This is a genomic window from Bizionia myxarmorum (assembly GCF_008086205.1).
Classification (GTDB): domain Bacteria; phylum Bacteroidota; class Bacteroidia; order Flavobacteriales; family Flavobacteriaceae; genus Algorimicrobium; species Algorimicrobium myxarmorum.
In genome coordinates this window covers 268,327-283,989 of the sequence record NZ_VSKK01000001.1, presented here as the reverse complement: position 1 = coordinate 283,989, position 15,663 = coordinate 268,327, and the positions used below count along the sequence as shown (strand labels likewise).

Here is a 15,663-nt window from a genome sequence, read left to right as displayed (position 1 = left end):
TTTTTTTTTAGTTACAATCTTCCGTTATATAATCTGTTCCTGAATTATCTAAAACCAGTTTTTGCCATTGGGCATCGCGTTCATTTGGTGGTGTGTTTGGATCAAAATTTAGATTGTTATGTGATGTTTTGTACAAAGAAACACCTAAATCCTTATCTTTTAAAAAATTTAGGAATGTCGTGGTTAGCTCATCTTGATTAGGTGTTGTATTATTACTCGCACCATTAAATGCACTTTGAAGTTCCTTTTCGAACTTCACTTTATCAATATCATTCCCAAAAATAGCACCAATAGTTTGCAATTTAACAGGATCATTAATTTTAATGGCATAATGATTATTTGCTACGGTCATGTATATTGCAAATAGAGACTCATCATGTGGATAATCAAAATCTGGATTGAAGTTTTGCGAATAATTAAATAGTGAATTTAAATCTCCTGGACCGAACATGGGGTGCGTACCATTATCACAACCTGTAGGATGAGTATGCATAAAAGCATAGACAACAGAACTAAAAGGCATATTAATTTCTTTACAATTACCATTAGAGTTTACTGGTTGTGGCCCAAAATAAGGAAAAAAAGGAACTGCAGTAATAGCATAGCCTTTTTCTATTTCTGCATCTATCTCCATTTCTAAATTATTAAACTCATCTTGGGCGTAGGAATTTGTGCTAAACTTATTAAGTTCCTCACAATTTTTTTCGTCGGGATTATTATTATCTCCACCATCATTATCAATCGGAGGCTCTAATTCAGGACATTTTTTACAAGTAACAGGCGTTGTTGAACCAAATGGATTACCACCTCCATGATTGGGATTACCATTTGGGTTTGTTGGGTTATAATCTGGAGGATTTCCGCCATTACTTGGATCACTCGGATTACCACCTCCACCATCACACGGAACTAAAGTCGTGGAAAGGACGTAGCCGCCATTTGTGGCCATATCACTTGTTCCCCAACCGCGACAGCCATTGGGGTTAGATGAGCTGTAAGCGCCATCAGAATAAGTATGATTTCCATTTGCCGTACAAATACTTCCAGGCTGATATACCCAATTGTCTTCATAACAACTGCCATTATAATAGTATTTACCAAATATATCACCCATTAATTCGTCGGCATTTAGTTCAATATACGTTATCTTATTTTCAACGTTTATTTGCTGTCTGAAATTAAGGGCTGTAATATCTTCAGTGGTGAATTCGTATTGTACTAAATAGGCCGTATAGGTACTATCTGCTTCCTCAATTAACCAAAGGTTTTCTAAAAGGTCATTATCTTCATCTCTGTAAATAGGAAATGTATAGGTGTAAGTTGTGCCATCAAAAACTTCTTTACAGTAGTCCGTATTGATGGTAAATCCATTTTCCTCGCTATAAACCTCACGGCCATTAATAGATGTTGTTTTGGTTGAGACTTTTAGTTTTGTTTTAATTTTATCTAGTTTGGTAAGTAAACTCCTCTTTTTTAAAATTTTATCCGTTCGTAAAGTGGTTATTTTAAAATTAGACTCTGTTAAAGCGTCTTTGTTTTCTTGATTGCTAAAATCATCTTTCTGACAATTAACTAGAAATAATGAAATGCCAAATAATAATATAAAGCATTTTAAATGAACTTTTAGTTTGTATTTTTTCATTCGTACAAAATTATTTTAAATTAGTAAAATTGATTTTGTCTTGGCACAAAATGATCTTGGTATTGTATAAATACAAATCATTTTTTACCAAAACCTAGAAGTTTTACCTTTAGAAGTTTTGTAGAAGTTTTATTTTAGAAGTTTTGCTATGGTATTTCGCATCCGAAATTTATAAAAAACTGACGCCAGTTTTAGTGATATATCTTGTTTAAAATAACCGATTCAGACTTCTAAAACTTTATCAAATTATTTTTAACAAGTGGAATTTATAAAAAAAAAAAACGTTCCGAACAAACTTTTTTTATGAAATTTGTGCCGTTCATCGAAAATTCAAAAAACCGTTACGGTTTTCCCGTAAAATGGTCCAGTTTCAGCACTTTGGGTTTTTGGTACTATTAGTTTTTACCAAAAAAGAGCATAAAAAAAGCCTCTCAAATTAATGAGAGGCTTTGTTATATTCTGGTAACTGAAGATTAACCTAAAGCTACACGTTTAAAATCTGTAATACTAACATTGTCAAAAGACTCAACATATTGTGCTACTGATTGTTTTTCATCTTTAATAAAACGTTGATCCAATAAACACTGTTCTTGGTCTAAAGTTGTATTATCTGAAATAAAACGCTCCATTTTACCTGGAAGAATTTTATCCCAAATTTGTTCTGGCTTACCTTCCGCTTTTAATTCAGCTTTCGCATCTTCTTCAGCTTGTGCTAAAACTTCTGGCGTTAATTGCGCCATAGAAATATATTGAGGTACATTTTTTTGTGTTTTACCTAAACGACCTAATTCAATATTATCTTTTTCAATAACAGCAATACGTGCTTCTGTTTCATTTGCAACATAAGCCGAATCGAAATTCTTATAAGATAATGAAGTTGCTCCCATAGACGCTACTTGCATAGAAAGATCTTTAGCTAAAGTATCTGAATTTTTAACGTTTTCAGATAAACCTACTAAAGCAGCAATTTTGTTGATGTGAACATATTGTCCAACAAAAGGTGCTTCTAATTTTTCAAAAGCAGTGATTTCTAATTTTTCACCAACAACACCTGTTTGCTCAATTAGTTTTTCCGCAACGGTCATACCTTTAAAATCGGCAGCTAAAAATTCTTCTTTTGTATTGCAGTTAAGCGCTACATCAGCTAACTCATTAGCCAAAGCTAAAAAAGTTTCATTTTTACCTACGAAATCAGTTTCGCAACCTAAAACGATAGCAACACCAACTGTGTTATCGTCGTTAATTTTGGCTACAGCAGCACCTTCAGAAGAATCTCTATCGGCTCTTTTTTCTGCTACTTTCTGACCTTTTTTACGTAATACGTCAATTGCTTTATCAAAATCGCCTTCAGCTTCTACTAAAGCTTTTTTGCAGTCCATCATACCTGCACCTGTGGCTTGTCTTAATTTATTTACTTCTGCGGCTGTTACTTTTACCATAGCTTGAAAATGTATTTTAAATTTAAAAAAGTCGTTTAACGTGTTTTCAAAAAGGAAACGGTATTAAACGACTTATTAAGTATTGTTATAATTAAGTTTTATTCCTCTTCGTCTTTTACAACTTCCTTTTTAGCCTCTTTTGTCGCTTTTGGCGCATCTTTGTCTACTTTTGGAGTGTCTTTTTCTGTCTTTGGAGCATCTTCGTCAGTTTTTGGAACATCTTTTTCTGCTTTGCGTTCAGCTAAACCACCAGAGATAGCGGCTGTAACGTGAGATAATACTTTGTCAATTGATTTAGAAGCATCGTCATTTGCTGGGATAACATAATCAACTTGACGTGGGTCAGAGTTGGTATCTACCATAGCGAAAATAGGAATGTTTAATTTTTGAGCTTCTGCAATTGCAATGTGTTCACGTTTGATATCTACTATAAATAAGGCTGCTGGTAAGCGTGTCATATCTGTAATAGAACCTAAGTTCTTTTCTAATTTAGCACGTTGACGATCTACTTGTAAACGTTCTTTTTTAGATAATGAATTGAAGGTACCATCTTTCTTCATTCTATCAATAGTAGCCATTTTTTTAACGGCTTTTCTAATAGTAATAAAGTTAGTTAGCATTCCACCAGGCCATCTTTCTGTAATATAAGGCATGTTGATGGAAGCTGCTTTTTCAGCAACAATATCTTTAGCTTGTTTTTTAGTAGCTACAAATAAGATCTTACGACCAGATGCTGCGATTTTGCTTAACGCTTCGCCTGCTTCTTCTATTTTAGCTGCTGTTTTGTAAAGGTTGATAATATGGATGCCATTACGCTCCATATATACATAAGGGGCCATGTTTGGATCCCACTTACGTGTTAGGTGACCAAAGTGTACACCTGCTTCAAGTAATTCTTTTACTTCTACTGCCATTTTGTAATAGTTTACGTTCTGTTGAATTAGCAATGATTTAGTGGTCTTTTTATTGAAAAAATCGCCTGAACCATTTAGATGCTAAACTAAATCCTGACTTATAAGTCATGGACAACACTAACTGAGTTAATTTTTTATTTTTGAATTAACATGCCATTTTCAGGATGCAATTCGGGATACTATTAACGTTTCGAGAATTGGAATTTCTTACGCGCTTTCTTCTGTCCGAATTTCTTACGCTCCACCATTCTAGGATCTCTAGTTAATAAACCTTCTGGTTTTAATGTTAATCTGTTTTCAGGATCAATTTCGCACATAATACGAGAAATTCCTAAACGGATTGCTTCAGCTTGACCTGTTACGCCACCTCCATATACATTTACTGTAATATCAAAGTTGCCATCATTGTTAGTCATAACTAAAGGTTGGTTTACCTTGTACTGCAAAGTGGCAGTAGGGAAATAAACCGCTATGTCTTTTTTATTAATTGTAATCTTGCCAGTTCCCTGACCAAGATATACACGAGCAACAGCCGTCTTTCTACGGCCGATTTTGTGAATTACTTCCATTAATTGAATTCGTTTAAATTAATTGTTTTTGGCTTTTGAGCAGCATGAGTGTGCTCTGAACCAACAACAGCGTTAAGGTTACGGAATAAATTGGCACCTAATTTGTTTTTAGGTAACATTCCTTTTACTGATTTTTCTATCAATCTTGCTGGATCTTTTCCAAACAATTCAATAGCAGTTAAACTTCTTTGTCCACCTGGATAACCTGTGTGACGGATGTATGTTTTATCCGACCATTTGTTACCTGACAAGTTGATTTTTTCTGAATTGATAACAATTACGTTATCACCACAATCAACATGAGGTGTGAAGTTAGGCTTATGTTTTCCTCTTAAAAGTTTTGCAACTTTAGAAGCTAAACGGCCCAATGTTTGACCTTCAGCGTCAACTAAAACCCACTCTTTATTAACAGTAGCTTTGTTGGCTGAAATCGTTTTGTAGCTTATTGTGTCCACACTTATTAAATTTTCTAATTAAACATTCCTCTCTTTAAAAGAGTTTGCAAATTTACGATTATATATTTGATTACCAAACAGTGTGCTGAGTTATTTTTGATAACTTTGTTTATATCTTTTTACTTTTTTCTAGATTGAGTGAAATGAGTGATTTATATAATTGTAATACTCCTTCCATTTCAGCTCTTTCATATATAGGTGTGAAATAGCGATTTTTAAGCAATTTCATAGTTTACTATTATAAAGCACAAAAAAACGCAAGCTATAACAACCTGCGTTTTGTTTGATAATTCTATATACTGTAGAAGTGATACAGATGTATTTTATGTAAACTGAAAACATACCTGTTTCACACTTTAATCCTCATGATTTAAATAATTTACAACAAAGTAAATTAGCAGCAACCACTTGTTGGTGAACAACTATCAGAATTTGATAGTTCTGAAAGTTCCACATGTTGCTTTGCTGGTTTTTCTCCTTGTTTTTCCGCGTAAACAGTAATACTAAAAATCCCGGTTGCACTGGTATTAAAGTTCTCTATTTCTACTGCTGAAAGATATTTTGAAAGTATATCATTAGGAATAACAATAGGTTTTTCTTTTTGAATAACTATTTTTTGAAATCCGGAATCTTTTATTAATTGTAAATATTCCGATTTTTGAATAGCTCCTGCTACGCAGCCGGCGTACATTTCGGCATCTTCCTTTAAGGCATCTGGTAAATTACCTACCAAAACAATATCTGAAATACTAAAGTGACCACCAGGTTTTAAGACTCTATAAATTTCCTGAACCACTTTTTGTTTATTAGGCACCAAATTTAAAACGCAGTTACTAACAACTACATCCGCAACGGCATCGTTTATAGGCATAGCATCAATATCACCTTCACGAAATTCCACATTATTGTAACCTAATTTTTCGGCATTAATCCGTGCTTTTTCAATCATAATTGGGGTAAAATCTATTCCAATTATTTTGCCTTCAGCACCCGTTTCGTGTCTAGCTACAAAGCAATCATTTCCAGCGCCAGAGCCTAAATCTATTACGGTATCTCCTTTTTTTATGTTGGCGAATGCCGTTGGAAGTCCACAACCCAAACCTAAATCGGCATCTTCCATATAACCTTTGGTTTCTGAATAATCGTCCATCATAATATGATACACTTTATTTGAAGTTGTGGTTGCGCCACAGCAAGAGGCCGCATTATCAACTTTATCTTGTTCCGCTATACGTGTGTAACGCTCTTTTACTATATCTTTTAATTCTTGTTCTTTTTTCATTGTTGTGTGTTTTTATCAGATTATAAAATTCTGGATTTAAAGTTCTATTAGCAACAACGGTCTTCCACTGAAATATCTAAATTCAAAAATGGCTTCATAACGGTTTTCATTTTAGACCAATTTTCAACATCAATACAATAGCAAACGCTCGTGCCTTCAATATTACCTTTTATAAGTCCTAATTGCTTTAACTCTTTTAAATGTTGAGAAATGGTGGATTGAGCCAAGCCAATTTCTTCCACTAAATCGCCACAAACGCAAGTATTAATTTCAAATAAATGCTGCAAAATGGCTACCCGAGCAGGGTGCCCGAAAGCTTTAGCAAATAATGAAATTTCGTTTTGAAGGTCGGTAAACATTTCTGTTTTAGTCAAGCCCATGTCAAATGTATTTGTTTATTGCAATATTACGATTAATGAATTAAAAGACAATTATTTTTTTAAATTAATTTGAAAAAATTATGAAAAACCTACTTCCTAAAATACGTTTGTATCAAGTTAATTAACCGGTCTTTATTAATCGGTTTTAAAATATAATCGTTGCAACCTGCATCCATAGTTTTTCCTTTTTCATGAGATAATGCAGAAGCTGTTTGCGCTATAATCACCACCTCTTTATTGAATTCTCGAATTTTAATGGTTGCTTCATATCCATTCATTTCAGGCATTTGAATATCCATTAAAATTAAATCTATGTCAACGTTCTCTTTTAAAATTTCAACAGCTTCTAAACCCGTTTTTGCATGAAATAGTACAGAGCTATAATCTTTTACTAATGAGGAAATGAGCAGTTTGGATATTTCATCATCTTCTGCAATGAGTATTTTTAGTGCTAAAGGTTTAGAATGAGTTTTTTTATCATCTTTCCCAACAATGTTGTCATTTTTATAAACCGATTTTTCTGGTTGTTTTGTTTGGCAGGGTAAGGTGAAATAAAATATAGAACCCTTACCTTCTTCACTTTCTAGCCGTATTTTGCCACCAAGCATTTCAACATACGCTTTAGAAATAGAAAGTCCCAAACCAGATCCTTGAAATGATCTTTCATCTGAAATATCAGCTTGAATAAAGCGTTCAAAAATGGCTTTCTGTCTGTGTTTTGGAATGCCATTTCCCGTATCCTTTACATAAAATTCTAAAACCGAATGCTCATTTTTGATTTGCATAGAACATCCCAATTCTATGCTGCCTATTTCCGTATGTTTAATGGCATTTTTAATGAGATTGGTTAAAATAGAAAATATCTTTTCACTGTCCGATTTTATGATGGAATCGTTTTCTGAAACTGTATTTTCAATTAAGAATTTTAGCCCTTTTTTATCAATTTCTGGCTTGAAGAAATGATGCATAAAATCTATTTTTTCATTAATATCAATTTCTTGAATATTAGCTTCCATCTTTCCAGATTCTATCTTTGAAATATTGACAATATTATTAATGATTTTAAGCATTCTCACGCCACTTTTTTTAATAATATCAATATAATCCTGTTGCATTTTACCCGTCAATTTGGGCTCTTTTAGTAAATCAGCAAAACCTAAAATACCGTTCATCGGTGTGCGAATTTCATGACTCATATTGGCTAGAAATGCTGATTTTAAGCGGTCTGTTTCTTCTGCCTTTTCCTTTGCTAAAGTTAATTGAATTTCTATTTTTTCTTTTTCTTCTATTTGAAAAAGCAGCTCTTTATTTATAATGATTAATTCGGCTGCATGTTTAGCTTTTTCTTCATTTTGATAGATTAGTTCAATATTTGCTATAACCAACTCTGCTGCACGCTCTGCTTTTTCTTGATTTAAAAATGTAATCTCTAAATCGGCAATTATTAATTGAGCAGCAAGTTTGCCACTTTCTTCGTTTTCAGCAGCAATAATACGATGCGCTATTGCTAATTCTTTGTTGAGTTGAATACGTTTTACGTGATCTATCTGTTTTACTGAATTTAAAAATTTGTACTGTAATTTCTTTAGCTCTGGATGAATTTCTATATTTTGGTTGTCTATATTCCTCATGATAAATTCTAATAAGTAAGATTATTACGGCTGGATTTTCAATTTAATTATTACCTCTACAATAAAATTTCACAAGTCAGAGGTAGTGCCGTAATTCATTTAATATGTCCATTCATTTTTAAGAAAAACATATATTAAAAAAGGCAAACATGATTAATGTGTGCCATTCCAAAAGAAGTTTTTTAAAAAGCTTCTTCTAATTTAAAGAAGCGTATTTCCCTAAATTAATTAATGAAATAAAAATATAGAAAGTGGTTTGAATTAATTAATCACATTGATATTTTAGTTAACTCAATTAATAAAAGTTCAAGCATTATGCCCTATTCGATGTTATTTAGGAAACACTAGAATAGATAGGAGTGAAGTAAGTTGTGCGATTTTTTGAATTATAATATGAGTACGTTTAACACATACAAATGATTTAAGTGAAAATTGCCGAATTAGAAAATCAAAAATTTTAGAAAAAATACAATTTGAAGGTTTATTGAGCTAAATCTTCTTCAGCATAAAAAACTTTATGGTTTTTTACCTTTGCTGGTGCGGTATATTTATGGTCTTGGGCTTTTCCTACTCCCATAATGTGAAGAACCTCCCAACCTTTTGCTTTTAAATAATCGGACACCATAGACCGATGACATCGCCACCAAACGGCCTCGGAGCACATATAAACCGTGGTACCCTGCAAAGCAATTTCCTCCAATTCCTGAACCGCATTTTCAAAGTCTTCAGTTTCCATATAATCCGCATAACCTCTAAAAGAAACATGTTTCCAAATGGTATTTTTTGAATCTTTTTTGGCTTTTCTGCGACCTCCTAAATCAACGAGATGTTTATAAGTAATTCCCGCTTCATGCAAGGCCAATTTTAAGCTTTCTTGATTGTATTGTGGGAATTTTTTTGAACTTGGAAATCCTCTTACATCGGCAACCGTTGTAATATGGAAAGAATGTAACATGCTCAAAAATTCATCCAAACTCCGTGTTGAATGTCCTATGGTATAAATAGTGGCCGTTTTCATAATAAATTCATGAAATTATGTGTTTTGGGGAACACATGTACTAAAATTAATCACACTCATTAAAATACTAATTTAATAAATTTGAAGGAAAATGGCTTATTCGAATTCGAAAAATAATTAACTTTTGCGGCAATGGTATAGGTATGCAAAAAATAATATTGTAAACAGGCCTTTGCAATTGGAAAACTAGGATTTATATATAAAGATTTTAACAGAAGTACTTTGGTGAAATTTAATGTATTTTGACGTGTTCGTTCCACGAGCTTATTCACTATTCAAACCTTATTAAGCCAGGCGGCATTTACTAAAACGTTTTCTATAAATTCAGTTTCAACTCGTTGTTTTAATTCCTTAAGCTTTTCGTAAAGTTGCTCGCCATCAATATAGTCAATAGGCAATACTACATTGAGTGTAGCTTCTCTTTTAAAATATCTTATATGATACGAACCAACTAAACATTTATATATTTTTAATTGAAAAAAGACGTAAAAACTTAAAAATCCGTTCAGGCAAAATTTCTAATATAAAATTAGACTGAATAATTTTGGTTTCGTTTTAAAAGGCGAACGGATCTAGTAAGGACCTGGCAAATAGCGGTTAGAAATATTTTTTTTAGATATATAAGCTTTTTGTCTAGGCTCTATTGGTTTAAATGGCTACTTGTTTATTAATACAATTCTTTAATTTGTTATCTTATTTATGGAATGGTATTAATATCTTTACATTTAAGGGTTGTTGATGCAATTAAAATGGTTTTTGTTTCGGTTTGGAAGTCTTTCTAGAAGCTTAATAAAATTTCCGGTTTAATAGTTATTGTTTGTTTGCATAAATTTATTTTCAGGCAAAAGAGACAACTAATTCTATAACTATAAAAAGCATGTAAATAAATTAATTTTTAAGTCCTTTTTAATTGGGTTTTATTCTAAAATTTGTCTCTTTGAAAAAAATTATGGATCAATCAAAATTGTTACAAGCTATAAGCCAGCAAAAGCAGGAAATTAAGGTTTCTATTACGTTGAAGCAGGAATCTCAACGTTTTACCCTATTGCTTTTTAATGCCTTGTTTGATCATGGCACAGATGCAAAAAAAACACTTGTTGAGCTTGAAACCTTATTTTTAAAAATTAGAAATATAGTTTGTCCAGAAATTGAAGGTAAACCATGTAAAACTTGGGAAGACTTCACGCAAACAATTCCAGATTTATTTTGCAGTTTAAAAAGAGATGCAACGGCTATTTATACAAACGATCCGGCTGCTGAATCTATTGAAGAGGTTTATTTAGCCTATCCTGGTTTTTTTGCCATTTCCATTTATAGAATGGCCAGAGAGTTTTTTAAGTTGGGATTACCTCTCATACCAAGATTAATGACGGAATATGCCCATCAGCTTACAGGAATTGATATTCATCCAGGTGCACAAATTGGGAATTCGTTTTTTATAGATCACGGAACAGGCGTGGTAATTGGAGAAACTGCTGAAATACATGATAATGTTAAAATTTATCAAGGTGTTACTTTGGGTGCTCTAAAGGTTGAAAAACAACTCAAGAATATAAAAAGGCATCCTACCATTGAAAAAAATGTGGTTATTTATGCCAATGCCTCTATTCTAGGGGGAAATACCATTATAGGTGAAAACAGTATCATTGGTGGTAATACTTGGTTAACGAAATCTGTTCCAAAAAACTCTACAGTTTTACATACTCCCGAAGTACAAATAGTAACAAAATCTCTTTAATAGAATGAATAAAACGCTGATTGAACAAATTGGAAACACGCCATTAGTAAAATCGATGGTTTTAAATACAAATCCTAATGTGAGTTTGTATTTTAAACTGGAGGGCAACAATCCGGGAGGAAGTGTAAAAGATAGGGCCGCATATAGTATGATTAAAAATGCGTTGGATTCGGGTAAAATAAACCATAAATCAAAACTCATAGAAGCAACAAGTGGAAATACCGGGATTGCGTTGGCTATGATTGCTGGAATATTTAAGTTAGATATAGAACTTGTTATGCCAGATTCGGCTACTAAAGAACGTGTGCAAACAATGAAAGCTTACGGTGCTAAAGTTACTTTGCATTCCGAAGGTATTGAAGGTTCGCGTGACTACGCTATTGCAAAGGTTAAGAATGAAGGGTTCTATTCGTTTGATCAATTTGCAAATGAGGATAACTGGAAAGCACATTATAATACCACAGGACCTGAAATATGGAGAGATACCCGTGGCGAAGTGACACACTTTGTTTCTTCTATGGGAACTACAGGAACGATTATGGGAACTTCTAGCTTTTTAAAAGAACAAAATAAGAACATTCAAATTGTAGGAGTACAGCCTACGGATGGCTCTAGTATACCCGGCATACGCAAATGGCCAAAAGAATATTTGCCTAAAATATTTAACGCTTCAAAAGTTGATAGAATTTTAGAAGTAAGCCAGGACGAAGCCATATCCATGACTAGAAGATTAGCAAAGGAAGAAGGTATATTTGCAGGTATGAGTAGTGGAGGTGCCACCACAGCAGCATTAAAACTCGCAAGCGAATTAAAAAGTGGTGTAATTGTGAGTATTATTTGCGATCGTGGCGACCGCTATTTATCCTCAAATCTTTTTGAATAGACTTATTTTTCAATCTCCGACTGCTTAAAGCAACAAATTAAGTGTTTGTATTGTCGTCTTTTAAGCTCCTACTAAAACAGGAAGCCTACAAAGTTATTTTTGCAATAATTCATACTAAAAGCAGGCGTTCCAATTAATTCTGTTTCACGTGCTTTTTTAACAGGTCCTGAAAACAATTTTTTGGTTTGAAAGAGGCGCCTATTTCCGGATTTTCAAGATCATTTTTATAATTTAAAAGTGTTAATATTTTGTATTAAATTATATACTAATAACTTTATTAATTATGTTGATTGGCATGGTTGTTATTAGAATCTCTGGAAGTATAAGTAATAGAGGCTCTTTCTGAAATATACCAAATCAATAGGAACGTTAAGCGCTATATATTGTAAAAATGAAATATTAAGCGTGGAAAAATTGGTTATAAAAAAGGAATGGAATAAGCTCCACATAATCTATGGTGGACTATGGAAGAAGTATCACTTGGCTACATGTCATTGTGAAACAATCGAGGAGCCTGAAGATATTTGTTGTTTTTGAAATGGTTTTAACAGGCTTTAATTCGGTGCTAGAAGAATTTTTAATGATTTATTTTACTCTGAATTGCTCTGGTTAGTATATGTTTTACATTTTATTTTGTGAAGAATATTGGAGATTTATAGTCCAATTTTGGGCATAATAAATGGAACAACAACTGGTATTTATAGATTAGAAAACCCTTAAAACGAAACAGGTTGAATCTAGAATATTCAGATGTACAATTTTAAGGGTATAGTGCAATTATAAAAAAAAAAGCGTATTATTTTGTGAAACGTTATTATTAAAAATTAATGGGCTTCTAACCAATTATCACCAATATCCATTTCCACATCTAAAGGAACCGACAAAATAAAGGCACCTTCCATTTCAGTTTTCACCAAGGTTTTTATAGCTTCTAATTCAGGTTTATAAACATCAAAAACCAATTCATCATGTACTTGTAAAAGCATTTTGGTTTTATATTGATTTTCATTGAGCTTGTTAAAAATTCGAATCATGGCAATTTTTATAATATCGGCAGCGCTTCCTTGAATAGGGGCATTTACAGCATTTCGTTCTGCGGCTCCACGCACAACGCCGTTACGGGAATTGATGTCCTGTAAATAACGACGACGTCCTAAAACGGTTTGCACATAACCATGATCGCGAGCAAAATCAACCTGTTTGCCAATATAGCTTTTCAGTTTTGGGTAGGTTTCGTAATAGGTATCAATTAATTCTTTGGCTTCGCTTCGGCTTAAATCTGTTTGGTTACTTAATCCGAAAGCTGAAACACCATATATAATTCCGAAGTTCACCGTTTTGGCATTGCTTCTTTGTTCTCGAGTAACGTCCTCTAAAGAGACATTGAAAACTTTAGAAGCGGTAGAAGCATGAATATCTTCGCCATTTTTAAAGGCTTGAATCATAGTTTCTTCTTCACTTAAAGCCGCAATAATGCGCAATTCTATTTGACTATAATCCGCTGCTAGTAGCGTGTAATCATCATTTCTTGGAACAAACGCTTTACGTACTTGGCGTCCGCGTTCTGTACGAATAGGTATGTTTTGTAAATTTGGGTTGTTACTACTCAAACGGCCCGTTGCAGCAACCGTTTGCATATAATCTGTATGAACTCTTCCTGTTAGCGGTTCCACTTGCAATGGCAAAGCATCTACATAAGTGCTTTTTAGTTTGGCTAAACCACGATATTCTAAAATATCCCTGATAATTTCATTGTCTTTGGCCAAATAACTTAAAATATCTTCACCAGTTGCATATTGGCCCGTTTTGGTTTTTTTAGGCTTGTCAACAAGCTTCAGTTTTTCAAAAAGAATAATACCTAATTGTTTGGGTGAGGCGATATTGAATTCTTCGCCGGCGCCTTCGTAAATGCTTTTTTCAAGGGTTGAAATATCATTATTTAAAGCTTCCGAAAGGGAATTCAAGAATTTTTCATCTAAATTAATACCTTCCAATTCCATAGCGGCTAAAACGCGAAGCAATGGCACTTCAATGTCATCAAATAATTTCTGCGTATTGGCAGCGCCAAGTTCCTTTTCAAAATGGGCTTTTAATTGCCAAGTAATATCAGCATCTTCAACAGCGTATTCCGTTTGAGTTTCCAAAGAAACATCGCGCATGCTTTTCTGATTCTTTCCTTTTTTACCAATTAAAGTTTCTATGGAAATAGGCGAATAATTTAAATACGTTTCGGCTAAAACATCCATATTATGGCGCATATCTGGATTAATAAGATAATGCGCTAACATGGTGTCAAACAATTTACCTTGTACCGTAATGTTGTATTTGGCAAGGACTTTTAAATCATATTTTAAATTCTGACCGACTTTTTCAATGGTTTCACTTTCAAAAAATGGTCGTAAGGTTTCAATTAATTCTTGAGCTTCCTCTTTATTTTCGGGGAATGGTAAATAAAACCCTTTCCCAGTTTCCCAAGAAAAAGCAATACCAACCAATTCCGCAGTTAGCGGATTCAAGCCTGTAGTTTCGGTATCAAAACAAACCGAAGTCTGCTTCATTAAATTGGAAATAAACAGTTTAGTAGCCATTCCAGGCGCCACACTTTGATAAAAATGGGAGGTGGATTGCAGTGTTTGTCTTGAAAATTCACTTGGGTTTGGCAGCGTTGCACTAACCTCTTCTGAACTACCAAATAACGAAAATTGTCCTGCTCCAGCTGAAGAAGTTGATTCCGTTTGATTTACTGATTTTGCTACTTCTGCATTTGTAGCGGCAGTTTCAGGTGCAAATGTTTTTATGAAATTATCAATAAGGCGTCTGAATTCTAACTCTTGAAAAATTTCTGTAACCTTTGGAATATCGGGTTGGTCTAGTTCAAAATCTTTCGCATTAAAAACCACAGGAACATCTAACATGATAGTGGCCAATTTTTTAGAAAGTATGCCTAATTCTTTAGCTTCTTCCACTTTTTCCTTCATCTTGCCTTTTAATTCATGGGTATTGGCAAGCAAACCTTCCATGCTACCATAAGCTTTAATGAATTTCTTGGCGGTTTTTTCACCCACACCTGGTAAACCAGGAATATTATCAGAGGCATCACCCATCATCCCTAAAAAGTCAATCACTTGTTCTGGACGCTCCACTTCAAATTTCTTTTGAACTTCAGGAATACCCCAAACTTCATAGCCGCCACCAAAAGATTTAGGGCGGTACATAAATATATTTTCAGATACCAATTGGGCAAAATCCTTATCGGGCGTTACCATAAAAGTTTGATAACCTTCTTTTTCAGCTTGCTTGGAAAGTGTTCCAATAACATCATCGGCTTCATAACCTTCTTTAACCATAATGGGAATATGCATGGCTTTTAAAATCTCTTGAATATAAGGCACGGCAATTTTTATAGCTTCTGGCGTCGCATCGCGATTAGCTTTGTAGGCCTCATACATTTCCACACGATCTGCGCTGCCACCTTTATCAAAACAAACGGCTAAATGATCGGGTCTTTCGCGCTTAATAACATCTAATAAAGAATTCATAAAACCCATTATGGCCGATGTGTCGGTGCCTTTGGAATTAATACGCGGGTTTTTTATAAAAGCATAATAGCCACGGAAAATTAATGCGTAGGCATCAACTAAAAATAGACGTTTCTGATCGGACATGTGTAAAATATATTTTTGAAATTAGGATGTTGCCTTGAGCGCAGTCG

12 protein-coding genes are annotated in these 15,663 nt (G+C 33.6%); 2 read left to right on the top strand and 10 right to left on the bottom strand.

Going from position 1 to position 15,663, the window contains the following annotated elements; genetic code table 11:
* Positions 1–7 precede the first annotated feature (7 nt).
* The 9 genes from ES674_RS01300 to ES674_RS01260 all read right to left on the bottom strand — a co-directional run bounded on the left by ES674_RS01300 (position 8) and on the right by ES674_RS01260 (position 9,330).
* On the bottom strand, positions 8–1,642 hold the full coding sequence (locus ES674_RS01300) for a hypothetical protein (protein ID WP_148402184.1): 1,635 nt from the start codon (positions 1,640–1,642) through the stop codon (positions 8–10).
* 473 nt (positions 1,643–2,115) lie between these two features.
* The gene (gene tsf / locus ES674_RS01295; protein WP_148402183.1) at positions 2,116–3,081 is read right to left on the bottom strand and encodes a translation elongation factor Ts; all 966 of its coding nucleotides are present in this window, start codon (positions 3,079–3,081) and stop codon (positions 2,116–2,118) included.
* Between the two features lie 98 nt (positions 3,082–3,179).
* Complete coding sequence (gene rpsB, locus ES674_RS01290) at positions 3,180–3,995, bottom strand: 30S ribosomal protein S2 (RefSeq protein WP_148402182.1); 816 nt, start codon at positions 3,993–3,995, stop codon at positions 3,180–3,182.
* A 182-nt stretch (positions 3,996–4,177) separates the two neighbouring features.
* Complete coding sequence (gene rpsI, locus ES674_RS01285; RefSeq protein WP_148402181.1) at positions 4,178–4,564, bottom strand: 30S ribosomal protein S9; 387 nt, start codon at positions 4,562–4,564, stop codon at positions 4,178–4,180.
* Positions 4,564–5,019 carry a 50S ribosomal protein L13 gene (gene rplM / locus ES674_RS01280; RefSeq protein WP_148402180.1) on the bottom strand — a complete coding sequence of 152 codons (456 nt, stop codon included), beginning with the start codon at positions 5,017–5,019 and terminating at the stop codon, positions 4,564–4,566. The genes rpsI and rplM overlap by 1 nt, the downstream gene beginning before the upstream one ends.
* A gap of 394 nt (positions 5,020–5,413) precedes the next feature.
* Positions 5,414–6,301: an arsenite methyltransferase gene (locus tag ES674_RS01275; protein ID WP_148402179.1), complete on the bottom strand. Its 888-nt coding sequence runs from the start codon at positions 6,299–6,301 to the stop codon at positions 5,414–5,416.
* A gap of 47 nt (positions 6,302–6,348) precedes the next feature.
* On the bottom strand, positions 6,349–6,681 hold the full coding sequence (locus ES674_RS01270; protein ID WP_148402178.1) for an ArsR/SmtB family transcription factor: 333 nt from the start codon (positions 6,679–6,681) through the stop codon (positions 6,349–6,351).
* Positions 6,682–6,770: 89 nt separating this feature from the next.
* Positions 6,771–8,312: a hybrid sensor histidine kinase/response regulator gene (locus ES674_RS01265; protein WP_148402177.1), complete on the bottom strand. Its 1,542-nt coding sequence runs from the start codon at positions 8,310–8,312 to the stop codon at positions 6,771–6,773.
* A gap of 481 nt (positions 8,313–8,793) precedes the next feature.
* Entirely contained in the window at positions 8,794–9,330 is a 537-nt protein-coding gene (locus ES674_RS01260) for a DUF488 domain-containing protein (protein WP_148402176.1), read from the bottom strand.
* 949 nt (positions 9,331–10,279) lie between these two features.
* On the opposite strand from ES674_RS01260, the gene epsC reads away from it, so the two are divergent.
* Both epsC and cysM read left to right on the top strand, forming a co-directional pair.
* Positions 10,280–11,068, top strand: a complete 789-nt coding sequence (gene epsC / locus ES674_RS01255) for a serine O-acetyltransferase EpsC (protein WP_148402175.1) — start codon at positions 10,280–10,282, stop codon at positions 11,066–11,068.
* A gap of 4 nt (positions 11,069–11,072) precedes the next feature.
* Complete coding sequence (gene cysM, locus ES674_RS01250; RefSeq protein ID WP_148402174.1) at positions 11,073–11,951, top strand: cysteine synthase CysM; 879 nt, start codon at positions 11,073–11,075, stop codon at positions 11,949–11,951.
* Positions 11,952–12,775: 824 nt separating this feature from the next.
* Here cysM and polA read toward each other — a convergent pair.
* The gene (polA, locus tag ES674_RS01245) at positions 12,776–15,616 is read right to left on the bottom strand and encodes a DNA polymerase I (protein ID WP_148402173.1); all 2,841 of its coding nucleotides are present in this window, start codon (positions 15,614–15,616) and stop codon (positions 12,776–12,778) included.
* Positions 15,617–15,663: the final 47 nt, after the last annotated feature.